The organism is Janthinobacterium sp. 64 (genome assembly GCF_002813325.1).
Classification (GTDB): domain Bacteria; phylum Pseudomonadota; class Gammaproteobacteria; order Burkholderiales; family Burkholderiaceae_D; genus Janthinobacterium.
In genome coordinates this window covers 257234-281054 of the sequence record NZ_PHUG01000001.1, presented here as the reverse complement: position 1 = coordinate 281054, position 23821 = coordinate 257234, and the positions used below count along the sequence as shown (strand labels likewise).

Annotated in this window: 27 protein-coding genes; 17 read left to right on the top strand and 10 right to left on the bottom strand. The window is 62.9% G+C overall.

The features are described 5' to 3' along the window. A complete protein-coding gene (gene flgA, locus CLU91_RS01255) occupies positions 1–597 on the bottom strand; it encodes a flagellar basal body P-ring formation chaperone FlgA (protein ID WP_232730578.1) in 597 nt (198 codons plus the stop codon). Between the two features lie 305 nt (positions 598–902). Here flgA and flgB point away from each other — a divergent pair, with 305 nt between their 5' ends. The 12 genes from flgB (at position 903) to CLU91_RS01195 (ending at position 10774) form a co-directional block, all read left to right on the top strand. Continuing rightward, the gene (gene flgB, locus CLU91_RS01250) at positions 903–1265 is read left to right on the top strand and encodes a flagellar basal body rod protein FlgB (RefSeq protein WP_100872635.1); all 363 of its coding nucleotides are present in this window, start codon (positions 903–905) and stop codon (positions 1263–1265) included. A gap of 8 nt (positions 1266–1273) precedes the next feature. After that, positions 1274–1690 carry a flagellar basal body rod protein FlgC gene (gene flgC, locus CLU91_RS01245; protein ID WP_071077840.1) on the top strand — a complete coding sequence of 139 codons (417 nt, stop codon included), beginning with the start codon at positions 1274–1276 and terminating at the stop codon, positions 1688–1690. Positions 1691–1693: 3 nt separating this feature from the next. Next, the gene (locus tag CLU91_RS01240; RefSeq protein WP_100872634.1) at positions 1694–2350 is read left to right on the top strand and encodes a flagellar hook capping FlgD N-terminal domain-containing protein; all 657 of its coding nucleotides are present in this window, start codon (positions 1694–1696) and stop codon (positions 2348–2350) included. A 58-nt stretch (positions 2351–2408) separates the two neighbouring features. Then, a complete protein-coding gene (locus CLU91_RS01235) occupies positions 2409–3587 on the top strand; it encodes a flagellar hook protein FlgE (RefSeq protein ID WP_100872633.1) in 1179 nt (392 codons plus the stop codon). 26 nt (positions 3588–3613) lie between these two features. After that, positions 3614–4342, top strand: coding sequence for a flagellar basal-body rod protein FlgF (gene flgF / locus CLU91_RS01230; protein ID WP_100872632.1), 729 nt, complete (start codon positions 3614–3616; stop codon positions 4340–4342). A 32-nt stretch (positions 4343–4374) separates the two neighbouring features. After that, positions 4375–5163 carry a flagellar basal-body rod protein FlgG gene (flgG, locus tag CLU91_RS01225; RefSeq protein WP_198521207.1) on the top strand — a complete coding sequence of 263 codons (789 nt, stop codon included), beginning with the start codon at positions 4375–4377 and terminating at the stop codon, positions 5161–5163. Next, entirely contained in the window at positions 5163–5837 is a 675-nt protein-coding gene (flgH, locus tag CLU91_RS01220) for a flagellar basal body L-ring protein FlgH (protein WP_232730577.1), read from the top strand. The genes flgG and flgH overlap by 1 nt, the downstream gene beginning before the upstream one ends. A 9-nt stretch (positions 5838–5846) precedes the next feature. Continuing rightward, positions 5847–6959, top strand: a complete 1113-nt coding sequence (locus CLU91_RS01215) for a flagellar basal body P-ring protein FlgI (RefSeq protein ID WP_100872630.1) — start codon at positions 5847–5849, stop codon at positions 6957–6959. Then, positions 6959–7351: a rod-binding protein gene (locus CLU91_RS01210; RefSeq protein WP_100872629.1), complete on the top strand. Its 393-nt coding sequence runs from the start codon at positions 6959–6961 to the stop codon at positions 7349–7351. The genes CLU91_RS01215 and CLU91_RS01210 overlap by 1 nt, the downstream gene beginning before the upstream one ends. A gap of 81 nt (positions 7352–7432) precedes the next feature. Beyond that, the gene (flgK, locus tag CLU91_RS01205; RefSeq protein ID WP_100872628.1) at positions 7433–8803 is read left to right on the top strand and encodes a flagellar hook-associated protein FlgK; all 1371 of its coding nucleotides are present in this window, start codon (positions 7433–7435) and stop codon (positions 8801–8803) included. A gap of 10 nt (positions 8804–8813) precedes the next feature. Next, entirely contained in the window at positions 8814–9725 is a 912-nt protein-coding gene (gene flgL, locus CLU91_RS01200; protein ID WP_100872627.1) for a flagellar hook-associated protein FlgL, read from the top strand. A gap of 5 nt (positions 9726–9730) precedes the next feature. Then, positions 9731–10774, top strand: coding sequence for a hypothetical protein (locus CLU91_RS01195; RefSeq protein WP_100872626.1), 1044 nt, complete (start codon positions 9731–9733; stop codon positions 10772–10774). Between the two features lie 35 nt (positions 10775–10809). Here the strand turns inward: CLU91_RS01195 and CLU91_RS01190 are convergent, their stop codons facing one another. Beyond that, positions 10810–12981, bottom strand: a complete 2172-nt coding sequence (locus tag CLU91_RS01190; RefSeq protein WP_332870879.1) for a putative bifunctional diguanylate cyclase/phosphodiesterase — start codon at positions 12979–12981, stop codon at positions 10810–10812. Positions 12982–13098: 117 nt separating this feature from the next. After that, positions 13099–13557 (bottom strand): hypothetical protein, encoded by a 459-nt coding sequence (locus CLU91_RS01185; RefSeq protein WP_100872625.1) that lies wholly within the window; start codon positions 13555–13557, stop codon positions 13099–13101. Positions 13558–13751: 194 nt separating this feature from the next. Between CLU91_RS01185 and CLU91_RS01180 the strand changes: the two genes are divergently transcribed. Next, a complete protein-coding gene (locus CLU91_RS01180; RefSeq protein WP_100872624.1) occupies positions 13752–14219 on the top strand; it encodes a PACE efflux transporter in 468 nt (155 codons plus the stop codon). Here the strand turns inward: CLU91_RS01180 and CLU91_RS01175 are convergent. Further along, complete coding sequence (locus CLU91_RS01175) at positions 14195–15076, bottom strand: LysR family transcriptional regulator (RefSeq protein ID WP_100872623.1); 882 nt, start codon at positions 15074–15076, stop codon at positions 14195–14197. The genes CLU91_RS01180 and CLU91_RS01175 overlap by 25 nt on opposite strands. A 77-nt stretch (positions 15077–15153) precedes the next feature. Between CLU91_RS01175 and CLU91_RS01170 the strand changes: the two genes are divergently transcribed. After that, on the top strand, positions 15154–15357 hold the full coding sequence (locus tag CLU91_RS01170) for a DUF3460 family protein (protein WP_157814533.1): 204 nt from the start codon (positions 15154–15156) through the stop codon (positions 15355–15357). Between the two features lie 82 nt (positions 15358–15439). Here CLU91_RS01170 and CLU91_RS01165 read toward each other — a convergent pair whose 3' ends face one another. Together CLU91_RS01165 and CLU91_RS01160 are read right to left on the bottom strand one after the other, a co-directional pair. Then, entirely contained in the window at positions 15440–16189 is a 750-nt protein-coding gene (locus tag CLU91_RS01165; protein WP_442906393.1) for a YcbK family protein, read from the bottom strand. A 99-nt stretch (positions 16190–16288) separates the two neighbouring features. Next, positions 16289–17125: an EAL domain-containing protein gene (locus tag CLU91_RS01160; RefSeq protein ID WP_100872620.1), complete on the bottom strand. Its 837-nt coding sequence runs from the start codon at positions 17123–17125 to the stop codon at positions 16289–16291. Between the two features lie 232 nt (positions 17126–17357). Here CLU91_RS01160 and CLU91_RS01155 point away from each other — a divergent pair, with 232 nt between their 5' ends. Then, positions 17358–18176 (top strand): class II glutamine amidotransferase, encoded by an 819-nt coding sequence (locus CLU91_RS01155; protein ID WP_100872619.1) that lies wholly within the window; start codon positions 17358–17360, stop codon positions 18174–18176. A 68-nt stretch (positions 18177–18244) separates the two neighbouring features. On the opposite strand, the gene CLU91_RS01150 is transcribed toward CLU91_RS01155, so the two are convergent. Then, on the bottom strand, positions 18245–18775 hold the full coding sequence (locus CLU91_RS01150; RefSeq protein WP_100872618.1) for a GNAT family N-acetyltransferase: 531 nt from the start codon (positions 18773–18775) through the stop codon (positions 18245–18247). 301 nt (positions 18776–19076) lie between these two features. Here CLU91_RS01150 and CLU91_RS01145 point away from each other — a divergent pair, with 301 nt between their 5' ends. Further along, a complete protein-coding gene (locus CLU91_RS01145; protein ID WP_100872617.1) occupies positions 19077–20132 on the top strand; it encodes a sulfate ABC transporter substrate-binding protein in 1056 nt (351 codons plus the stop codon). A 43-nt stretch (positions 20133–20175) separates the two neighbouring features. Here CLU91_RS01145 and CLU91_RS01140 read toward each other — a convergent pair whose 3' ends face one another. Next, entirely contained in the window at positions 20176–21324 is a 1149-nt protein-coding gene (locus tag CLU91_RS01140) for a helix-turn-helix transcriptional regulator (RefSeq protein WP_100872616.1), read from the bottom strand. A 211-nt stretch (positions 21325–21535) separates the two neighbouring features. On the opposite strand from CLU91_RS01140, the gene CLU91_RS01135 reads away from it, so the two are divergent. Beyond that, on the top strand, positions 21536–21754 hold the full coding sequence (locus CLU91_RS01135) for a TOBE domain-containing protein (RefSeq protein WP_034757699.1): 219 nt from the start codon (positions 21536–21538) through the stop codon (positions 21752–21754). Positions 21755–21777: 23 nt separating this feature from the next. On the opposite strand, the gene CLU91_RS01130 is transcribed toward CLU91_RS01135, so the two are convergent. Next, positions 21778–22527, bottom strand: coding sequence for a LytR/AlgR family response regulator transcription factor (locus CLU91_RS01130; RefSeq protein ID WP_100872615.1), 750 nt, complete (start codon positions 22525–22527; stop codon positions 21778–21780). After that, positions 22524–23768 (bottom strand): sensor histidine kinase, encoded by a 1245-nt coding sequence (locus CLU91_RS01125; RefSeq protein ID WP_100872614.1) that lies wholly within the window; start codon positions 23766–23768, stop codon positions 22524–22526. The genes CLU91_RS01130 and CLU91_RS01125 overlap by 4 nt, the downstream gene beginning before the upstream one ends. Positions 23769–23821: the final 53 nt, after the last annotated feature.

Sequence of the window (23821 nt, the reverse complement as noted above, 5' to 3'; positions counted from 1 at the left end):
TTAACGGCCGGTAAGATCGGCCGGCTCCACCACGCCCGCATCGACCACCCTGGCACGTATCACCGTGCCGCTGGTGGCGTTGCGCACGCGGATCACCTCTCCCAGCGCGCCCGGGTCCAGCGCTTCGCCGGCCATGCTCACCTCCACCTGCTCCTTGCGCGCCACGATATTGACCGCACTGCCCCGCTTGATCAGCATGGGTGCGGCCAACTGTCCCTGGCGCAGCACTTCGCCGGCACGCAAGCTGCGCCGGCTCGACAGGCCAACGGCGCCAGGCAAGGAGGAAATACTGTCAGGCACCATCGTCACATCGCGCCGTGCCAAGGTCACGTCGCCCGCCTGCAACGGCGTATTGGCCGTAACGGCTGCGCTGGTGACGGCGACCTGGGCCGTGATGCTACCGCGCGCCAACATTTCATAACGCCAACCGTTGCTTCCAGGACACACTGCCACAAAGCGCATGCGTTGCGCCGAACGGCTGTCCGCCGTCTCCAGCGTGACAGGCGCCGCGCAAGCGGGCACGGGGCGCGTGCTTTTCACCACGGCCACCTGAAACTGCGGTTCCAGCAATCCTGCCGTGGCTGCCTGCTGCGCCAATTGCTCTCGCGCCAACTGTTCAACACGCGAAAATATATTGTCGGCTGGCAATTCTGCTCGTCCTGCACTACTATATAGGCTGGTCAATAAAAATAGGCCAGGAAGCAGTATGTAAGGATGTGGCACCTTGTTTCGGATCACCGTAATGCTGTTGAAATGAATCATTGCTAACCTTAATCAAAGATACTGAAGCGGCATGACCTTACCATGCGTCAACATGACCAGGCTGGGATTTTACCTCTGCACCACCTATTTTCTAGCCCGAACCGCAAAAAGCACGATCGAATTCAATACAAAGGAAGACCATGGGGATTAATTTCAAGGATGCGCTAGGCGTGCACGCCGATGCACTCGCGCTGCGTGCCGACCGTACCCGCGTGTTGGCGGCCAATATTGCCAATGAAAATACGCCCGGTTTCCAGGCCATGGACATGGATTTCGGCAGCGCCCTGCAACAGTTGCAGGACAACGAAGCGGGCCTGCTGTCGACCGATGACGATGCCAGTGCCCTGTACCGCGTGCCCTACCACCCCAGCCGCGACGGCAATACCGTCGAAATCGGCGTCGAGCAGGCGGCGTTCTCGCAAAATTCCAGCGACTTCCAGGCCAGTCTCACTTTCGTCAACATGAAACTGAAGGGTCTGGCCAAGGCCATTTCCGGACAATAAGGATCAGCATGAGCTTCCAGGATATTTCCAAGATCGCCGGTTCGGCGATGGCGGCGCAGACCGTGCGCCTCAATACCATCGCCAGCAACCTGGCCAATGCCGATTCCGTTGCCGGGTCCGAAGGTGAAACCTACCGCGCACGCAAGCCCGTGTTTGCGGCCGTGATGGATGGTTCCGGTGCCAGCGGCGCCGGCGGAAGAGTTCAGGTGCTCGACGTGGTGGAAAGCGATGAGCCCCTGCGCAAGGTGTATGAACCGGGCCACCCGATGGCCAATGCCGATGGCATGGTGTTCTACCCCAACGTCAATCAGGTTGCCGAGATGACCGACATGATGTCGGCTTCGCGCGCGTTTGAAACCAATGTCGAAGTTCTGGGCCGCATCAAGTCGATGCAGCAATCGCTCCTCAAATTAGGTGAAGCATAATCCATGGAAACCAATCTCTTTACAAACAACAACAGTGGCGCCAGCAACAACGGCAGCAATGCCGTCAAGTCGCAGAGCAATGCCACCCAGGATATGTTCACCAAATTGCTGGTCGCGCAGATCAAGAACCAGGATCCCCTCGCGCCCACCGATCCGAGCCAGTTCGTCAATCAATTGACGCAGCAGGCGCAAACGGAAGCGATGCAGAACCTGTCGGCGCTGACCAGCGCCAATGCCAGCGTGCTGCAATCGATGCAAGTGCTGGCCCTGGGTGCGCAAGTGGGTTCCGAGGTGATGGTCAACAGCGAAACGGTGCAGCTCGACAAGAGCAAGGTCAGCGGCAGCATCGCGCTGGCCGCCGGCACCACCAAGACCACCGTGACCCTGAAAGGGCTGGACGACAAGGAATACAAGATTGAACTGGGCGCCAAGGCGGCCGGCACGGTGCCGTTCACCATCGATCCCGTCGCCCTGGGCTTGCCTGCTGGCACCTACAGCATGAAGGTCAGCACCAACGGCACCGAAAAACCTTCGGTCGACATCGCAGGCAAGCTCAACAGCGTGCGCCTGTCGTCCGGCGGCAGCATGATACTGAGCGTGTCGAACCTGGGCGAAGTCAACCCTGGCGCGATCACCGGCTTTAACGGTAAGACGGCCTGATCCGCTCGCCCCTTCGTTTCCTGAACACTAATCTCGTCCTTCACTAAAGGAAGTCAACATGAGTTTCGACATCGCCCTGTCCGGCATCCAGTCCATCAACCAACAGTTGAACAGCACCAGTAACAATATCGCCAACGCCGGCACCTACGGCTTCAAGAGCAGCCGCGCCAACTTTTCGGCCATGTATGCCGGTTCGCGCGCCACCGGCACGGAAATCGGTTCGCTGACGCAAAGCATGTCGCTCAACGGCGGCGTGCTGAACACGGGCCGCGCGCTCGACGCCGCCATTGACGGCCGCGGCTACTTCGTCTCGCGCGACGCGCAAAACACCATGAGCTACAGCCGCGTCGGCATCTTTTCGGCCAGTAATGAAGGCAAGCTGATCGATGCGAATGGCCGCCTGGTACAGGGCTATGCCGCCGTCAAGGACAGCACCGCCCTGGGCACCATGGGCGACATGCTGATTCCAACGGGCCAGATTCCCGCCGTGGCGTCGACCAAGCTGGCGTATGCCGCCAACATGTCGTCCGAATGGCCCATCAAGGCCGCGACCTTCGACAAGACCAACGAACTGAGCTACAACAGCGGCAAGTCCTCGATCATCTACGATTCGCTGGGCGCCAAGCACTCGCTGGGCCAGTACTTCGTCAAGACGGCCGCGGGCGTGGACGTGCATTACACGTTCGATAACGCCGATGTGACGCCGGTGACGAAGATGACGTTCGACACGAACGGCAAGCTGGTGACGGGCACGTCTGCCACGCCGGTCCTGCCGACGCCAGCTGGCGCGGCACCGATGTCGGTCGCCATCGACTACACGGGCACGACCCAGTTCGCCGGCGAATCGACGACCTCGACCGACCGCGCCGACGGCTATGCCTCGGGCACCTACACGGGCGTGGAACTGGCCACTGACGGTTCCGTCGTGGCGAAATACACGAACGGCCAGAAACAAAGCATCGGCGTGATCGCCCTGGCCACCTTCCCCGACGAAGGCGCCTTGACGGCCGTCAACGATACCAGCTGGGTTGCCTCGACCACGTCCGGCACCGCCATGTATGACCGTCCGGGCGTCGGCATGGCCGGCAAACTGGTGACGAGCTCGCTGGAACAGTCGAACGTCGACATCACCTCCGAACTGGTGGGCCTGATGACGTCGCAGCGCAATTATCAGGCGAACTCGAAGGTCATCTCGACCGAGAACGCCATGCTGCAATCGCTGATGCAAGCGCTGTAATCCACGATACGCAAAGGTAAAGAGCAATGGATGCGCTGATTTATACCGCCATGAGCGGGGCCGACCGTGCCCTGCGGGCACAGCAGGTACACGCCAACAACCTGGCCAACATCGAGACGGGCGGCTTTCGCGCCAACCTGGAAGTGTCCACTGCCCAGCCGCTGCAAAACGGCTATGGCTACGACGACCGCCACATGACGCAGACGCAGTCGAGCGCCATCGGCACGCGCACGGGTGCCATCAAGGAAACGGGACGCGAACTCGACGTGGCCATCACGGGCAACGGTTTTCTCGCGGTACAGTGGCAAAACGGCGAAGCCTACACGCGCGCCGGCGCCATGGACCTCGATGAAACGGGCGCGCTGACCATCAATGGCCGGCCGGTGCTGGGCGAAGGCGGTCCCATCACGATTCCCGAGCACAGCAGCCTGTCGATCGGCGCCGATGGCACGATTTCCATCCAGGTGCCGGGCACCGCGCAAATGCAGACGGTCGACAAGCTCAAGCTGGTCAACGCCGAAGCGGGCGAGCTGACCAAGAACGAGGCAGGCCTGATCGTGGCGCGCAGCGGTGAAGACTTGCAAGCCGACCCGGCGGTGCGCCTGCGCGACCGCCACCTGGAAGGCAGCAACGTCTCGGCCGTCGAGGAAATGGTCGCCACCATGAGCCTGAACCGCAGCTTCGAGATGCAAATGAAAGTATTCAAGGCCAGTGATTCCATGACGGAATCGGGCAACCGCCTGCTGGGCACTTAAGCCCAACGCCAACCAATTACCAGGAGTAAATCATGAATCCAGCAATGTGGATCAGCAAGACCGGCGTGCAGGCGCAAGATGCAAAACTGCAAGCCATCGCGAATAACCTGGCCAACGTCAACACGGTAGGCTTCAAGCGCGACCGCGTCGTCTTCGAAGACCTGTTCTATCAGGTCGAGCAGCAGCCAGGCACGCAGCGCGCCGACAATACCCTCTCGCCATCGGGCGTACAGCTGGGTAACGGCACGCACATGGTGGGCACGCAAAAGGTGTTTACCACCGGCAGCCTGCAAACGACGAGCCGCGAATTTGACGTCGCCATCACCGGCAACGGCTTTTTGCAAGTACTGCGCCCGAACGGCGAAGCGGCCTACACGCGCGCTGGCCAGCTGGGCATCAATGAAAACGGCGTGATGGTCAACGCCCAGGGCTTGCCGCTGGTGCCGCAGATCACCGTACCGAACAATGCCACGGCGATCACCATCGGCGAAAACGGCATGGTCACGGCCAGCGTGCCGGGCAATGTCAACGGCACCCAGCTGGGCCAGCTGAACCTGACCAGCTTCATCAACCCGACGGGCTTGCTGGCACTCGGTGAAAACCTGTTCCAGGAAACGGCATCGAGCGGCACGCCGACGGAAGGCCGTCCCGGCGAAGGCGCACTGGGCAAGCTGAAACAGTTCGCGCTGGAAGGCTCGAACGTGCAGGTGGTCGAAGAGATGGTCGACATGATCGCAGCCCAGCGCACCTATGAAATGAACACCAAGGTGCTGTCGGCCGCCGACAATATGCTGCAATACCTGGCGCAAGCGGCACGCTGATGACCGTCGCAATGAAAGCCACGGCGGCCCTGCTGCTGGTGTTGATGGCCGGTTGCGCCAGCCGGCCGGCTGCGCCGGTGGCGCCCAGCTTTTCCGATACGCCGCTGCCCGTGGCGCCGCGCAGCGCGGCGCGCGGCGGCGTGGGCGGCGGCGTCTTCAATCCCGATGCGGGCCTGGACCTGATCTCGGACAGCCGCGCCTTCCGCGTCGGCGACGTCGTCACGGTGGCCCTGCAGGAAACCACGCAAGCGAGCAAGAAGGCGGGCACCTCGTTCAACAAGGGCTCGTCCGTCGGCGTGAATGCGGCCAACATCCTCGGCAAAACCTTCCCCAAGACGGGCATCGACCTGTCGGCCGACCGCAACTTTGCCGGCGACTCGACCAGCACGCAGCAAAATGCCTTGTCCGGCGCCATCACCGTGATCGTGCAGGAAGTGCTGCCGAACGGCTTGCTGCGCGTGCAGGGCGAGAAAACGCTGACCCTGAACCAGGGCGAGGAATTCGTGCGCCTGCGCGGCTACCTGCGCGCGGCCGACATCGATTCGAACAACCAGGTATCGTCCTTGCGCATCGCCAACGCACAGATCGCCTATTCCGGCCAGGGCACCCTGGCCGAAGCCAATACACCGGGCTGGCTGACGCGCTTCTTCGTCGGCCCATGGATGCCGTTTTAAGGTGACCTCATGAAATTTCGTTCCGCCCTGCCCCTGGCAGCCATGCTGGCCGTGCTCTCCGGCCTTGCCCTGCCCGCCAGCGCCGCGCAAGTACTGCGCAACCTGGTCAGCATCGAGGGCGTGCGCGACAACCCGCTGGTCGGCTACGGCCTCGTCGTCGGCCTGAACGGCAGCGGCGATACCACCCAGGTAAAGTTCTCCAGCCAGTCCGTGGTCAACATGCTCAAGCAGTTCGGCGTCAAAATGCCGGACGGCGCCGAAGCAAAAAGCAAGAACGTCGCCACCGTCATGGTCAGCGCCGTGTTTCCGCCAGGATACCGCCGTGGCCAGGCCATCGACGTCACCGTATCCTCCTTGGGCGATGCGAAAAGCTTGCGCGGCGGCACCTTGCTGCTGACACAATTGCGCGCGGCCGACAATGAAACGTATGCGCTGGCGCAAGGCAACGTCGTCGTTGGCGGCTTGAACGCCACCGGCAAGAGCGGCTCGTCCGTCACCGTCAACACGCCCACCTCGGGCCGCATTCCCAACGGCGCCAACATCGAGCGCGAGATTCTCAGCGACTTTTCCACCAAGCCGTCCGTCACCCTGAACTTGCGCCACCCGCATTTCGAGACCGCCATCAATATCGTCGAAGCCGTGAACCGCCGCTTCGGCGCCGTCGCCACCACGCGCGACGCCACCAGCGTGGACGTGCTGGCGCCGGAAAACCCGACGCAGCGCGTGGCATTCATGGCCAAGCTCGAAGCGCTGACCGTCGATGTGGGCGTCGACACGCCGAAAGTGGTCTTCAATTCGCGCACCGGCACCGTGGTCATCGCCGAAGGCTTGCGCGTGAAGGCGGCCGCCGTCACGCACGGCTCGCTCAAGGTCGTCATTTCCGAAAGCTCGGCAGTGAGCCAGCCGGCGCCGTTCGGCCGCGGCCAGACCACCGTCACGCCGCAGTCGAAGGTCTCCGTCGACCAGGGCAACGGCAATATGTTCAAATGGCCGGCCGGCGCCAAGCTGCAGTCCATCATCGACGTGGTCAACAGCCTGGGTGCCTCGCCCGATGACATCATGGCAATTTTACAAGCCCTGGATCAAGCCGGGGCCATCGAAGGCGAACTGGTGGTAATTTGATGCTTAATATCAACGACAGCAGCAGCGCCCTGCCCTCGGCGCTCGATGACAAAACCCCCGCCGCGGCCACGCCGGCCGATCCCCGCTATGCGGCCAAGGCCACCGAAGCGGCCGTCAAGTTCGAAGCCTTCTTCATCTCGCACATGCTGCGCCAGATGCGTTCGGGCACGCGCGAGATGGCGGGCGAGGACAGCGTCTTCAAGGACCCCATCAACAGCGACATGCTGGAAATGGCCGACAACCTGGTGGCCGACAAGATGGCCGGCCAGCGCGCCTTCGGCATCGCCGACGCCATCCTGCGCCAGTTGCTGCCGGCAGCCAGCGCGCCCGTTTCGGCCAACAGCACTGTCAAGACCGACAATATTGCGGCGCCGCTTAATAAATCTGCCTGAAACGTCGCCTGTACAAGGTAACAACGATTCACTGCCTGCCCACCCGCACGCGCCACTCTCTTCACGAAAGAAAATTGCCCAATGAGCATCATCAGCAATGCATTGTCAGGCAGCATCGCCGCCCAGGCCGCACTGAATGCGGCCAGCCAGAACATCGCCAACCTGCAAACGGCGGGCTATACGCGCCAGGGCGTGCTGTTGTCCTCGCTTGGCGCCGGTGTGGGCGTGCGCTCGGCCGGCAATGGCGTGGAAGTGTCAGCCCTGCTGCGCTTTGCCGATGCGTATAAAAGCCAGCAAATGTGGCGCGCCGCGTCCGACCAGGGCGCCCGTGCGCAGACCCAGCCTTACCTGACGCAGCTCGAGCGCGTGATGGGTGACGATGCCTCCAGCATCAGCAACGGCATCGACGGTTTCTTCAAGGCCCTGAACGCGGCCGCCGTCGACCCGACGTCGACGCCGCTGCGCCAGCAGATCGTCACCTCGGCCGACGCCTTGGCGCAACGCTTCAACAGCATCAGCACCGTCATGGGCAACCAGCTGCTGTCGGTGCAGCAGCAACGTACGGCGATCGTGCCACAAGCCAATACCGCCCTGGCCAACATCGCCATACTGAACCAGCGCATCAGCACCTCCGCCGCCTCGGGCACGAATGTGTCGTCGCTGATGGATGCGCGCGACCAGCTGATCGATGGCCTGGCCGCGCAAATGGGCATCGACGTGCTTGACCAGCCGGACGGCTCGCGCAATATCGCGCTGAAATCGGGACAGCCGCTGGTCATCGGCAACATGGCCGCTACCCTCAGCAGCAACATGACGAACACGGGCGACCAAACCCTGACCCTCGATTTCGCCAAATCGTCGTACACCCTCGATCCGGTCGCCATCGGCGGCCAGATGGGCGGCCTGGGCGACTTCGAACAAAACACCCTGAAACCGCTGCAGCAGTCGCTGCAAGACATGGCCGCCCAGTTGACCAGCAAGGTCAACACGCAGCTGGCCCAGGGCACGACCATGGCCCCGCCTCCTGGCAATAACGGCACCCCCCTGCTGGTCTATGCAAATGGCAAGCTGGGCATTACTCCAGGCTTCAACGCCAAGGACCTGGCCCTGTCGCTGACGGGCGCCGCCGGCGATAGTGGCAACTTGCAGAAATTAATCGACATCAAGAATCAACCGATCAGCGTCAGCTGGGTGGGCAATGTCCTGATGAGCGATGCCGACACGCAGCTCGTCGGCAAGCTGGCCATCTACAGTCAGCAGAACCAGGCCCTGCTGAAGACATCCAACACCGTGCGCGCGCAAGCCATCGACGACTGGAAATCCACCAGCGGCGTGAACAAGGACGAGGAAGCGATGAACCTGGTCGAATTCCAGAATATGTACCAGGCAAACATGAAAGTCATTTCCGTGGCGAATACCTTGTTTGATGCCACTTTGCAAATGATGGGTTAAGGAGAAGAGCATGCGTGTCGCCAGCAGCCAGTACCAAACGCTGATTAATATTTCTCTTCAGCAAAATCAGGAACGCATCAACTACGTGACCCAGCAGATGTCCTCGGGCTTGCGCATCCAGCTGCCATCGGACGATCCGATCGGCAATGTGCGCATTTCGCGCCTGACGCGCGAGCAAGCCATGGTCACGCAATACCAGGACAATATCGCGACGGTGAAAGTGCGCCTGCTGAAAAACGAAAACTACCTGTCGAGCATGGTCACCGACATGGGCCAGGCGCGCGACCTGCTGGTATGGGCCGCAGACGGCAGCAATGCGCCGGACGACCTGAAGGCGATGACGCAATCGCTGATCGCCATGCGCGACAGCGTACTGTACACGGCCAACCTGAAGGACCAGGAAGGCCGCTACATGTTTTCCGGCACCGCTACCGACCAGCCCGCAATCAAATATGACCCGGCGGCAACGGCAGGTTCGCGCTACACCTACATCGGCAATACCGACACGCAGACCGTGGTGGTGGGCAATGGCGTGACGCAGACGGCCAACGTCGATGTGGACAAGCTGCAAGTATGGCTGAACAAGATCGACCAGACCATCGACACGCTGGGCAAGCCCGGCCTCAGTCCCAGCGATCCGGCCGTGCGCAGCGTGGTGGTCGCCGCGCTCGATGGCACCGATGATGGCATGGAATTACTTTCAGGCAAGATCGCCATCTTCGGCGGTGCGCAAAACATTCTCTCCACGCTGTCGGGCAATCTGAGCAACGTTTCGCTGTCGAACGACATGGCCTTGTCAGATCTGAAGAAGACCGACATGGGCGCGGCCGCCATTGACCTGAACGGCTACCAGACGGCGCTGCAGGCCACGTACAAGGCCTATGCCAAGGTGGGTACCATTTCCCTGTTCGACCTTCTCTGACCATCATGCAAATCGTTCAGACCTCCTCCTCTTCCGGCGTCAACGCCAAAGGCGCCGGCACAGCCCGCGTCGTCGATGACGCGTCCGCTACCGTCAATGGCAACGCCAGCACGCGCAGCGAGGCGCCGGCGGCGAGGAGTTCGACGGCAAGCCTGAAGCATGGCCTGAACAACTGGGATCACCAGTTGCAGGGAGAAATTTCCAACGCGCAGCAAACGCTCGATTACCTGGAACGCAGCAGCAGCCAGTTGCAAGCGCTGAAAAGCGAGCTGGCGGCCAAGCTGGCCGCGCGCCAGGGCCGCGAGGGACAAGTGGAAGCGCGCGTGCGCCAGTTCAGCAATACCTGGCGCCAGCGCGCCAGCGCCTCGGCCGGCTCGCTCGACGCACAGCTCGGCTATACCAGCCCGCAGTCGGCGCAGCAGCAGTTCAGCATCCGTGGCCTGACCATGGCCAGCCTGCAGGAAGGTCCGCAGGAAGTGCTGGCGTTTTCCGTCGGCGGCGCGAACCAGGCCTTGCGCTCGGTGAATATCGAACCTGGCCTGAGCGAGAGCGAAATCGTCTCGCGCTTCGACCGCGCACTCATGCCGTCAGGCATTGGCGTCAAGCTGGGCGAGAATGGCGAGCTGGTGTTCAGCACGTCGGAAGCGGCCTGGGCCAACGTGCGCGACAGCCTGTCCGTGCGCGGCAGCGGCATCCGCTATCCGACCGGCCAGATGAGCCGCGTGCGCACGGATGCGGAACCGGCCGCCATCGCCCCGGAAGAATGGCATACTGGCGACGTGGAAGCCTTGCGCGCCACCTTGCAGCAAGTGGTGCAGGCGCTGGCGCAGTTGCAGGCGGCGCGCAGTTCCGTCAGCCTGGCCCTGGCGCAAGCGACGGGACGGGTGGCACGCGCCCAACCGGTGCAAGAAAACGTCAGCATGGATACCTTGGCGGAAAACTTCACGCAAAAAGCCAGCGAGCCCGGCTATGAATCGCTGCTGGCCATCAGCTCGGCGCTGGTCGGCATCAGCCGCGAGCGCGTCGTCGCCCTGCTGGGCCTGAAGTAAGCTCTCCCCCGCGTGCGCTTGGCGCGCGCGACCGTTCAGGCAGCCGCCTGAGCCGCCAGCAGGCGATCCATCTGTCCTGCCGGTAACACCTGGGAAAAGAAATATCCCTGCGCATAATCGCAGCCGGCGGCGCGCAGCAAATCGCGCTGCGACGCCGTTTCCACGCCTTCGGCCACGACTTTCAGCCCCAGCCGCTGCGCCAGCACAATGATCGCCTCGCACAGACCCAATCCGGCATCGTCGCGTCCCAGTTCGCCGACCAGGGAACGGTCGATCTTGAGCATGTCGATATCGGCCGTTTTCAGGCACGCGAGCGATACCTGGCCGCTGCCGAAATCGTCGAGCGCCAGCGCCAGGCCCATGGCGCGGAACTGGCGTAGCCGCTCGACCACCTGGCACGCTTCGTCGAGCAGCACCGCTTCCCTTGTTTCGATGACGATGGCCCCCGGCGCCAGACCCTGGCGCGCCAGGTGCCCGCCCCAGTCCTGGTACAGCGCGGCGTCGCAACGAAATTCCACGGCCGACTTGTTGATGCTGATCTGTAACGGGGCGCCATGCTCGTCTTGCCACTGCCGTGCCTGGCGCACCACCTGGCGAAACACCCACTCGCCGATATCGATGATCAGACCGTTCGCCTCGGCAAAGGCGATGAAATCGGCGGGCAGCAGCAGGCCGCGCAGCGGATGGCGCCAGCGCAGCAGCGCCTCGGCCCGCTCGACGACGCCATCGCACAGGCGGATGATGGGCTGGTAATGCACTTCGAACTGGTCCTGCGCCAGCGCCAGGCGCATCTCGCGCACCGTGGTGCGGCGCAATTCGGCCGCCTGCTGCACGGCTGGCGTGAAATAGCTGTAGCCGTTGCGCCCCGCGCTCTTGGCCGCATACATGGCCTGGTCGGCATGCCGCAGCAAGCTGTCCGGCGCCTCGCCGTCAGCCGGATACAGCGCCACGCCCACACTTGCCGACACTTGCGCCGTATCGCCGTCGAGCAAGAAAGGCTGGGCCAGCGCGCCCGTCAGTTCCTGCAGCACGCGCTCGATGCCGCCCAGCTGCCCCACGTCGGCCAGGATGACGGTGAATTCATCGCCGCCCAGGCGCGCTACCGTATCGGTGGCGCGCACGCGTTCGCTGATGCGCCGCGCCGCCTGGCGCAGCAGCATGTCGCCCTTCTCGTGACCGAGGCGGTCATTCACCTGCTTGAAGTGGTCGAGGTCGATGAACAGCAGGGCCAGGCAAGCGCCTTCGCGCCTGGCGTGGTAGGCCTCGTGCTGCAGCCGGTCGAGAAACATGTGGCGGTTCGGCAAACCCGTCAACTGGTCGAAATTGGCTTGCCGCCAGATGCGCTCGGACGCCGCGCGCTGCGCCGTGATGTCGCTGACCAGCGCCAGCGCACCCAGATAGGTGCCGCCGGAGTCGAAGATGGGGTTGGTGGCCAGGGTGGCCCATAAGGTGCTGCCGTCAGGCCGCAGGAACTTGAATTCGTGACGCTCGACGATGCCGTCCTGGCGCCGCGCAATGTTGCGCTCCAGGATGGCGCGCCCCTCGTCATCCATGAAGGCCGCCAGCGGCTGGCCCAGCATCTCTTCGATCTGGCAACCGAGCATGTGCGCCATCTTCGGATTGACAAAGCTGGTCAGCGCCTGCGCATCGATTTCCCAGATGCCCTCCTCGGCACTGTGCACGATGCGCCGGAAGCGCTCTTCGCTGCGCTCAAGCGCGGCCAGCTTGCCTTCGGCCTGCTCCAGCACCAGGCGCAGCGCCTGGCCGTTCGGATCGGCGCTGCCCAGCAGACTGACGGGCAAGCCGGCCGCGCGCGCGCCGGGACGGGACCGCAGCTGCACCTGCAGCTGGATGCGCTCTGGCTCGCTGCTATTGAGCACGCGCTGCACGAACTGTTCGTAATCGCGGCGGAAGGCCTCGTGGATATAGGAACGGAACAGCACGTGGCCGGGCCGTTCCCGCGGCAGGCCGAACAGTTCGGCCGCCACCAGGTTCATCTGCACGATGACGCCATCAAGACCCAGCACGAAATAGGCGACGGGCGCCAGCAGGTATAAATCGTTGAAATACGCTTGTTCGCGTTCAGCCTTCATCCGTTCCGGGCTGAACACGCCATCGTCGAGCAGGGGCGCGGCATGCTGCGGCACGCCGTCGTGGCAGCGCGGGGAGGAATCCGGAGCAGGTACCGCTTGCGGTGGTGTATCCATGGCTGTCCTTTGCACCGCCGCCCAGGCAAACAGGTGGGTGCAGTAGCGAGACTAGCATGCGCCATGCGCAGTGTCGAGCGATGCCTGCCGCAGATAGCATTTCTGCCACAAGGCCGGTCAGCGGCCCTGCCCCATGCTGCGCCGGCGCAAGCCAAAATCATGGCCCACCACCAGCAAGGTGCTGGCCACCAGGCTCGATAGCCCCACGATCAGCTGGATCAGCTTGTCGTCAGGCAAGATCCACAGTGACGAGTCCGGCGCCTCGCAGCCCGTCGCCGCACTGATGAGGGGCGCGACCCAGGCCGCGTCCGGCGTCACGTCCAGTACGACGGCGCCGTCGGCGCTCGTCTGCATATAGATGTCACCGCCTTCGGCCAGGGTAAAGCAGATACCGACGCCCGTTTCCGTGGCGCGAATATTGTCCTGCATGCTACGGTTATGTTCCTCGATCCACACTTCCACGTCATACGGCGTTTCCAGGTGCTGCCACGGAACGGGGCGGAAACGGGGACGTTCTTCCGGGCTGGCCGCCGTGTCGGGAATGTCGGGGATGTTGTTGTCTGCTGCGCCTTGCATGCTCGTTGGCCTTTTCTGCGGTGATGTTCTGCGGTGATGCGCGGGACCAGTTGCCCGCCAACCGCCATTATCCCTCGTTCGCAGGCAATATGCGATTACGCGCATCAATTCATCAGAAAAACTGACAGCTATCAACTTTTAACATCAGCATACCTGACTTAAAATACGCGCCATCTCTTCTTTACAGGCTTTACATGCAAGGCATCAAACGCAAAATCGTCTACGTCACCGCCTTTGAAATCATCGGCATGGCCATTTCCACGGCCTGGCTGACCCTGCTTTCGGGCGAGTCGCCCACCAGTACGGGCCCGCTGGCGATCATGATCACCACCATCGCCGTGATCTGGAACCTGCTCTACAACACGGCCTTCGAATACTGGGAAATCCGGCAAGTTTCGCGCACGCGCACCGTCTGGCGCCGCATCCTGCATGCGATCGGCTTCCAGATCACGCTGGTCATTTACCTGATCCCGCTGATCGCCTGGTGGCTCGACATCAGCCTGTGGCAAGCGTTCGTGCTGGACTTCGCGCTGATGCTGATCATCCCGTGCTACAGCTTCATCTTCAATTACTTCTTCGACGGCCTGTTCGGCGTGCCGCTGTCGGCGCAGCAGCCGAAGGAAGAGGCGCCCGACGTTCAGGCTGCGTCGTTGAGCAACTGAAGAAAGGACCGCGCCGCCATGCCCAGCGGCCGGTCCTTCATCCACACCAGGTGGATGGGCACGACCAGGCCATTGCCCGTATTCTTGAACGCCACGCGGCGCACCCGTCCCGCCGCCAGGGAATGGGCGATGGCCGAGGCGGCAAAGTTGCCCCACCCCAGTCCCGCCTCCACCATCGCCAGCGCCATCGGCAAGCTGTCCGTGCGCCAGTAAGACAAGCCCACCACGGGGCGCGCATCGGCCAGGTCGAGTTCGCGGCTGGCGACGATGATCTGGCGCAAATTCACCAATTCCTCGATATACAGGGGCCGGCCCGCCACGCTGGGCGGATGCTGGGTGGAAATAATCGCCAGCAAGGCATCGCTGCCCACCAGCTGGAACTGTTCCTCGTGATTGATGCGCCCGCCAGCGAAGGCCATGCAGGCGCTGATGCGGCCCCGGTGCAGCATGTCGAGCACATCGTCCTGCGGCGCCGTCAGCACCTCGATGTCAAGCAGCGGATGGCGCTGCGACAGCGCGCGCACGGCGGCCAGGAAAGGCGTATGGTCGAGCTCGGCCGCGATGCCCAGCGAAATGCGGCTTTCCAGACCCTGCGACAATTCCTGCACGTGCAGGTGCAACTGCTTCAGCTGTTCGGCGATCAGGCGCGCATGCGGCAGCAGCGCCATCGCGGCCGGCGTGGGCACGGCTTCGCGCGCGCCCCGGTCGAACAGGGCGATGCCCAGTTCCGCCTCGATGTTGGCCATCGCCATGCTGACGGCCGACGGCGCCCGGCGCAAGGCGCGCGCGGCGGCCGAAAACGAACCGCCGTCGACGACGGCCAGGAACAGTTCGATGTTATGGCTGGACAGTTTCATGAGAGAGGTGAAGAGTGCGGCACTTTCGGACGCGCGGGAGGTCAAACGGGGAACGACAGTAACACCCGGGAGCACACATGCGCCATCGATTGACTTACCGCCGCAGCGGCTACGTTTCCGACTTTACCCGCTTTATCGACGGCTATCTGCAGACGCACCCGGAAGTGCTGGAAAACCAGCAACGCGGCTGGCGCATCTGGTGGGAACGCCCGGCCAGCCTGCATGAACTGGAACTGATCCACGCCGACAGCGTGCCGGAACCGCCGTATCACTATGACTGATCAAACAAACGCCTGGCAAAACCGTCGCGAGCGGCAGTGATTTGTGGCCGAGAAGCGCGCCAAGCGAGGTTTGGTCAGGTGTTTAGCCTTTCCAGACGCGCTGCAATCCCGTATCGGCATGGATCCAGCCGCCACGCGGGCCGCTGCGGTAATAGAAGCCCACGCCGCCCTGCTTGAAGCTGCGCACGAGCGAACCGAGCACTTCCGCGTTCAGGTTCGCCACGCGGATGTCGGCGGCGCGGCCCGAGATGTGCAGCGACTGGCGCGCGGCCGGCACGCCCGCTTCGCGCAGCTTGCCGTTCGATTCGGCCGTGCGGTAGCCCGACAAAATCTCCAGCGGTTGTTCGATGCCGTAGCGGGCCACGAACGCTTGCGTTCCCCACAGGGTTTCCAGCAGTTTCGGGTCGATGGGCGCCGTCTTCTTGCCGTTCACGTCGCGCAGCAAGTGGCACAGTTCCTGGTAGGCCGAATCGATGACTTCGCCATCTTTCCAGTACAGCAATTTCGCTTTTTCATTGCTGGCCGGGCGCACCACTTCCAGGGTGCGCGGCTTGAGCCAGAATTCCAGGTCCAGCGCCTGCGCATCGAAGATGTCGGGAGGCGGTTCCATCTCCGTGATGACCGAGCGCGACTGCGACGTGACCGAGCGGTCGATGCTGGCCAGTTGCGTCGGCTGCGGCGGCACGGCCGTGCGCGGCGCGCGCGGCCTGGCGCTGGCCGAAGCCGAGGCGGGAGCGGCCGTGCGCGAGGCGCAGCCGATGAGCGGGGTAGCTACCAGGCCCAGCGCGGCCAGGCCCATACCGTGGTGTAGAAAGTTTCTGCGCGATGCCATAGTCAGTCCAATTTAACGATGGGAATACTATAGCGTATTGTGCTGCGAAGAAAAACCCTCAATGCCTATCGTGTCGCCCTCATTTCAAGGCATTTTGCGTCAGGCGGCAGCCGCGACGGAAACACCCGCGCCTTTCGCCTGCGCCAGCGCCGTCAATGGCTTGTCGAGCAGATAACCCTGGGCCACGATGGGCAAGCCCGTGATGGCGGCGATGCGCTGCAGCGCGGCCAGCGCGGCCGGCGTGTCGAGGCGCTTGAAAATGACGCGGATTTTCGCCGCATGGCACACGGTGACGAAGCTGGCAACGGCTTGCTCGTCGCTGAGGTTGCCCGCGTCGAGCTTGAACGCATGCGGGTGCAAGCGCTCCAGCATGCCCGTTGCCTCCTGCACGCTGGCCACGTTGATGGCCAGGCGGAAACCGTTGCGCCGGTAATTGTCGGCCACGTAGTTGAGCAGCCAGCCCTGGTTAGGCGTGACCGTCGGCAATTGCAGCACGATGCGTTCGATGGGCAAGCCCAGCGCGTCGAGGATGCGCTGAAAGGCGTGGCCGTGATTGCTGCTGACGGCGCTCAGCAAGCGGTCATGCACGTTCAGGTACAGGTCGGCTTCCTCCGCTTCGCCCTGGCGAAAGAAATTGATGGCGTGCAGCATACGGCACAGCCGGTCCAGCTCGACCGATTCATCGTCGCTGGCCGCGTGATCGAGCAAGCGCCACAGCGACAAACCCTCGTCCGCCTTCGACACGCTGCGCGCCAGGCCCTCGAACGCCACCAGCTTGCCGCTGTCCAGTTCGCGCAGCGGCTGGAAAGCGCTGGTCATGGTGCAATTGAAGAAACGCCCCAGCGCCCGGCCCTCCCCGTCGAGCCAGACGCTGGTGCCGGCCTGGGTTTGGTGCGACAAACGGGCCAGGTAATTTTTCAGGACGGGAAATGGCATACGTGCTCCTTCATCGGGCTGCGCCAGCTGCCTTCATGGGGAAGACGGCGCCGAAGTGTGCAGAGTAAGGCAGCGTCAAACAAAGGAGAACGAATGGTTTCGCCATTTGATATGCGCCCGGCACATAAGAGGTGCGACGGCCAGCGCATAACGATACTCGGAAACATTCCTTCCCGCCCCCGCAGCCCGCCTTTACTGTGGGCAGGTACCGATACCATCAGGAAGGGCCGCCATGTGCCAGTTACTCGCAATGAACAGCAGCAAACCGGCCGCGCTGGGATTTTCCTTTGCCGGCTTTGCCGAACGGGGCGGACGCACGGACGAGCACCGCGACGGCTGGGGCATCGCCTATCATTCCAGTCGCGGCTGCACCTTGCTGACGGATCACCTGGCTGCCATCGATTCACCGCTGGCGGCCCAGGTGCAACAGCATCCCGTGAAGGCGAAAAACATCGTCGCGCACATCCGCAAGGCCACGCAGGGCCGCATCGCCCCGGAAAACACCCATCCGTTTGCCCGCGATCTGTGGGGCAAGACCTGGTCGTTTGCCCACAATGGCGACTTGAAAACCTGGCGCGCGCCCGCCAATGCCTACTACCGCGCCAGCGGCGACACGGACAGCGAAAAGGCCTTCTGCCACCTGCTGGCCCGCTTGCGCACACAGTTTCCCGCAGGTGAGCCGGCGCGCGCCGACTTGCGCGCCGCCATCGCCGAGGTGGCGGGCGAGATTGCCGCGCATGGCACTTTCAATTTCATCCTGTCGGATGGCGAACTGCTGTTTGCCCACTGTTCCACGCATTTGCATTACGTGATACGCGAATACCCGTTTTCCGTGGCACAACTAATCGACTGCGAGCGCAGCATCGACTTTCGCCAGCACAATCACCTGGACGACCGCATCGCCGTCATCGCCACGCATCCGCTGACGCAAAACGAGCAGTGGCTGGCGTTCGCACGGGGCGAACTGAAACTGTTTGCCGGCGGCACCTTGCTACCGGCAAACGATGCAGCGCCGCAAGGCATATGCATATATATCCAGATCAGTTACTGAAAGAAAAAAATTTCAAAATGAGGGAAAGGCCCGCTGCCGGATGGGCGGGCTGAAATGCAGGATAGCCATCAGGCCGAATTGCAGTTGCAAAAGCGCTTGCGCTTGGGGTCGCCGCTGGCGATCCCTGCGGGGTCAATCTGTTTCCAGCAAAAAACCGTTTCCACGCCATACGGCGAGCGCACATTGCCCGCCTCAAGATATCCCTGCCTGACGAAAAAGGCCTGGCTCGTCGCCGTGCTGTGCAGTTGCAGGGCCTTGATGCCCCACTCGCGCGCCTGCGCTTCCAGCTGTTCCACCAAGGCCTTGCCGCCTCCCTGGCCTTGCGCCTCGGGCAGCAGGTAGCACAGGGCCAGCTTGCCGGCGCGCGTCAGCAAGCCGACGCCGACGACGGCGCCCTGCTCGACTGCGACCAGCGAAAAATTGGTAGGCGACGCAAACCAGCACGCCACCATCTGCGGTGTTTTATTGCCCAGCCAGGCTTCCAGGATGGCCGGATCGTCCCGATGATCGAGGCTGCAGCATTCGACGATGGAGCGTCGTAATACGTTGCACGCCTCGAAAGCGTCGGTCGATGTTGCAATACGAATTTCAAGACTCATGTACGCTCACAAAATATTCCAGTTGCCGATGCAGACGGTTTTACCCCTGTATCGCGCGATTCGACTATACACCAAGCGGCGCTTTCGGGTTTTTTGCCGCACGCCACGGGCCGGTTTTGCCTATGGCGCGATGCCTGCAGACTAAGTGCTGATGCGCGCCTTGCCCACGAATGTTTCCAGAAATCGATATCTGTTTTTCAGCGCAAACGGGAATCGAGTCTAAGCATATTACGAAAAATTCGTTTCTTTTCCGGCCGGAATTTTAGACTATGTCTATCTATTCTCACAACAAGAGTTCAACATGACCCATTCCAACGCCGTATCGACTGCCGCAGCAGCGCTCACCCAACGCTCGCGCCGCTGGTTCCTGGCCAGCGCCCTGGCCGCTTCCGCTGCCGCCATGAGCCTGCCAATGGCCGCCAGTGCCGCCGAACCCGTGGTCTTGCTGAACGCGTCCTACGACGTGATGCGCGAATTGTTCAAGGATGTGAATCCCGCGTTTATTGCTGATTGGAAAGCCAAAACAGGCGAAACCATCACCATCAAGCAGTCGCACGGCGGTTCCAGCAAGCAGGCGCGCTCCGTCGCCGATGGCCTGGAAGCGTCCGTCGTGACCATGAACCAGGCCAATGACATCGATATCCTCGTCGACCGCGGCCTGGTGGTGGCCGACTGGGCCAAGAAATTCCCGAACAATGCGGCGCCGTTCTACTCGACCATGGTGTACCTGGTGCGCAAAGGCAACCCGAAACACATCAAGGATTGGGACGACCTGGCCAAGCCCGGCATCAAGGTCATCGTGCCGAACCCGAAAACCTCGGGCAACGGCCGCTACACCTACCTGGCGGCCTGGGGCTATGCCGTGAAAAAAGGCGGCAGCGAAGCGCAGGCGCGCGACCTGGTGACCAAGCTGTTCAAGAACGTGCCCGTGCTCGACGGCGGCGGCCGCGGCGCCACCACCACATTTACCCAGCGTGAAATCGGCGACGTGCTGGTGACGTTTGAAAATGAAGTGCAACTGGTGCGCGCCGAATTCGGCGACAACTTCGAAGTGGTGTATCCAAGCATCTCCATCCTGGCCGAGTCGCCCGTGGCCGTCGTCGACAAGGTGGTCGACCGCCGCGGCGTGCGCAAGGAAGCCACGGCCTACCTGCAATACCTGTACTCGGAAGCGGGACAGGAACTGGTCGCCAAGCACTACCTGCGTCCCCGCTCGGCTGCGGTAGCGAAGAAATACGCGGCCAGCTTCAAGCCGATCAGCCTGTTTACCATCGATGACGTCTTTGGCGGCTGGAAACAAGCGCAAAAGAAACATTTTGACGATGGTGGCGAGTTCGACAAGATTTATCAGAAGTAATCTGATCTGCATCAAGCAACAACCGGGACTTGTCCCGGTTTTTTTATGGCGCCGCGCCGGCGTCCCACTCCAGCGCGCTGAACAGGCTGGCGATCTCGCTGCTGCGGCGCGTACCCGTCTTGGCCAGGATGGCCTGGATCTGGCTGCGTACGGTACTGATGCGCACGCCCTTCTGCCGCGCGTACTCGGCAGGCTCCATGCCATCGGCCAGCGCCAGCGCCAGCGACCACTCGGCCCGCGTCAGGCCACATGGCCGCTCGGCCGGCCCCGGCCAATGCAGCCGCCCCACCCGGAACAGCGGCCGCAAGGACAGCATGGCCATCACCGCTGCCTCGCCCACGCCGCCCTGCCCTATGCGCACAGGCAACGGCAGTATGCCGATTTCCAGCGCCGGCCGGCCATCTTCATCGCAGGCATACAAGGGAGCGGGACGGTGGCACGCCAGTCCGACGCAGGCTTGCCGCACGCGCTGCGCCAGTTGCTGTTGCAGCAAACTGGCGCGCACCTGCACCCCGCCGCCGCGCAAGGCAATCAAGGGGTGTGCCTGAGGCGCGGCCGCCAGCAGCCGCTGCGCCGCCAGGTTCATGAAGACCAGCCGCAGGCAGGCGTCGACCAGCAAGATGGCGCGCGGCAAGGCATCAAGTGCCTCCCAGGCCAGCGCGCCATGCACCTGGGCTTGCTGAGCCGTATCGCGCAGGCGAAACACATTCGGCAAATGATCGAGCACGCGCTGCAGCTGGCTGCGCGTGTTCCGATCATAGGGACCTTGGCCGGCGGTGCGGTGCGCGGACAGGATGGTGAGCGCGCCGTTGTCGCGCACCACGCCGCTGCATGAATAGCGCACGCCCGCGCGCAAATAGAAATCCTGGAAATACTCGCTGCGCGCCACGGCCTGGTCGCTGAAATAGTCTTGCATCAAGTGCATGCGCCCAGGCGGCGCGCGCGTGAGGACCGCATAGCCGGGATCGAGCGTGTGATAGTAGCGGCGATAACCGTGCTCCCACGCTTGCTCGTCCAGCCCCGTGACACAGGCCCGCGACGGCACCATCTCCGCTTCCGCTTTCAGGAAACAGCAAGCAACGTCGCCGCCTGCCAGGCTGGCGAACGCGCGCATGGCTATGCCCCACTGCAACGGATCCAATGCCGCCCGGTAAAAGGCGGCGATGACCGAGTCGGCGTCTACCTGATTCATCCCTCCTCCTGCCGGCGCAGCATGACAAGACGGCGCGTCAGGAAGCTCAGACAAAGGACGGCAAGAATAGTTCCGCGCCAGTTGATTGCGCTTTGTGCCAAGAAAACTTTTGCATAACCATATGCGCATCGATTCGTGGTCAACAGCGTGTGCACGCCGTACTCTGTCGATGTCGCGCCGCACGGCGTTTTACGGGCACAAAGGAAATATCATGGCTATCTCGGAAGTGAATGTACGCAACCAGTTTCGTGGCAAGATCAAGGAAATCATCTTTGGCCCCGTGGTCTCGGAAGTGGACGTGGAAACGCCGCACGGCATCGTCACGTCGGTGATCACCTCGCGCTCGATCAAGGACCTGGACTTGAAGGTGGGCAGCGAGGTCATCGCCCTGGTCAAGTCGACGGAAGTGTCGATCGCCAAGATCCAGTAAGCGCGCGGCGTTTGCCTTGCACGCTAATCGCGAAACAGATGCGTAAACGTGCGGCTGACGGGCAGCTTTTCCGTGCTGCCGCGCACCAGCACCTGCATGCGCTCGGCGTCGATGCGCTCGGCCGCCTCGATGGCTTTCACGTTGACCATGGTGCCGCGGTGGATTTGCCAGAACTGGTCGGGATCGAGGCCACCCAGCAAATCCTTCAGCGGCGTGCGCACCAGCGCTTCCGAACCGGCCAGCACCACGCGCGTGTATTTGGTATCGGCCTGGAAGAACAGCACGTCGTCGATGTCGATCAGGCGGATCTGCTTGCCCACGCTGGCCTTGATCCATTTCAACTTGTCACGCGGCGCTGCCGGCAAGGCGGCGCGCAGCGATTGCAATAAATTCGCCATGTCGGCCGGCTGCGCACCGAGCTTGTCGCGCAGCCGGGCCAGCGCCCGCTGCAGCCGCTCGGCCTGCACGGGCTTCAACAGGTAATCGACGGCGCCCGCGTCAAACGCATCGACGGCGTACTGGTCGTAGGCCGTGACGAACACCACGTGGGCACGCTTGCCGATGCGCTCGGCCACTTCCAGGCCCGACAGGCCCGGCATGCGGATGTCGAGGAAGACCACGTCCGGCTCGTGCTCAAGGAAACCGTCCCAGGCGTCGTTGCCGTTTTCCGCCACCAGCACGATGCGCGCCTCGGGCCAGGCTTGCGCCAGCAGCATTTGCAGGCGCTCGCGCATCAGCGGTTCGTCTTCGGCGATCAGGATGGTAGTGTTCATGCGGCAAGTTCCTTGGTATTCATCGGCAATACGATCTCGGCAAGCACACCCTCCTCCTCGCCATTTTGCACCTGCAGACTGGCAGCGGCCGCGGCCAGCTGCAGCCGGCGGCGCACATTCTCCAGGCCCAGGCCGCCCCCGGGCGCGCCTCCAGCGCCCAGGCCCACGCCGGTATCCTGCACGCGCAAGCGCATGGCGCCTTCCGCGTCCAGCACGGCCGAGACGACGATCTCGCCGCCCCGCAGCGATGGTTCGATGCCATGCTTGATGGCATTTTCCACCAGGGTCAGCAAGATCATGCTGGGCACCTGTATCTGCGCCAGGCCGGGCGACAAGTCCAGCCGGAAGGACAGGCGCGCGCCCATGCGTACCTGCATCACTTGCAGATACGCTTGCACCACGTCAAATTCCGTTTGCAGCGGCACCTGGTCGGCGCGCATCTCGGCCAGGCTGGCGCGCAAAAAGGCGATCAGGTTGGCCGTCAGCGCAGCCGCCTGCGCTGCCCCGCTGGCTCCCTGCTCGGCCAGCTGCTGCACGGCGCCCAGGGTATTGAACAGGAAATGCGGTTCGATCTGCGCGCGCAGCAGGCGCAGCTGCGATTCGCTCAGTTCGCGCGCCAGGCGGTCGCGCTCGGCATCCTGCTGCAGCTGCAGGGCCAGCGCCTCGTACTGGCGGTTGCGCCAGATGGCCACGATGGTCATCGGCACCATGTAGACCAGCCCGGCCGTGAGCGCCGCCCAGCCGCCCACGCGCGCGCCGCGCTCAATGGCCACGCCGATGGAACCATGACCTTCCAGTATGGCGCGCAACACACCGATCGCCACACCGCCCAGGGCCGGCGCCAGCAGTAGCAACAGCAGCGTCTTGAACTTCTTTTGCGCCAGCTTGCGGTAATTGAACCAGACCCCCAGCACGCCCCAGGCCATCGCCAGGCCCAACACATTGCTGAGCACCACGGCCTTGGTCCAGCCCACCTTGTCGGGCAGCAGCAGATGCAGCACGACGCCGATGATGCTGAACAACAGCACCAGCCTGGCCACCGCCAGGTAAAAGCCGGCGCCCCGGTACTTGAGCATGAAGGCATGGAATTGCTGGCGCTCAATCGGCGTCAAAGTCACGAGCCGCAACGCCACCCAGCGCCGCCAGCCCTGCGGGACCTGGGCCGCCGTGTCCGGATGCGCGAGCACCCTGAGCGTTTCATCGTCGTAACAGCGATACCATCCGGCAAATTTTTTCCACATGCTGCGTTCTCCTTGTCGTGTCAATCAGGCATGAACGCAGTCTACGGCGCGCT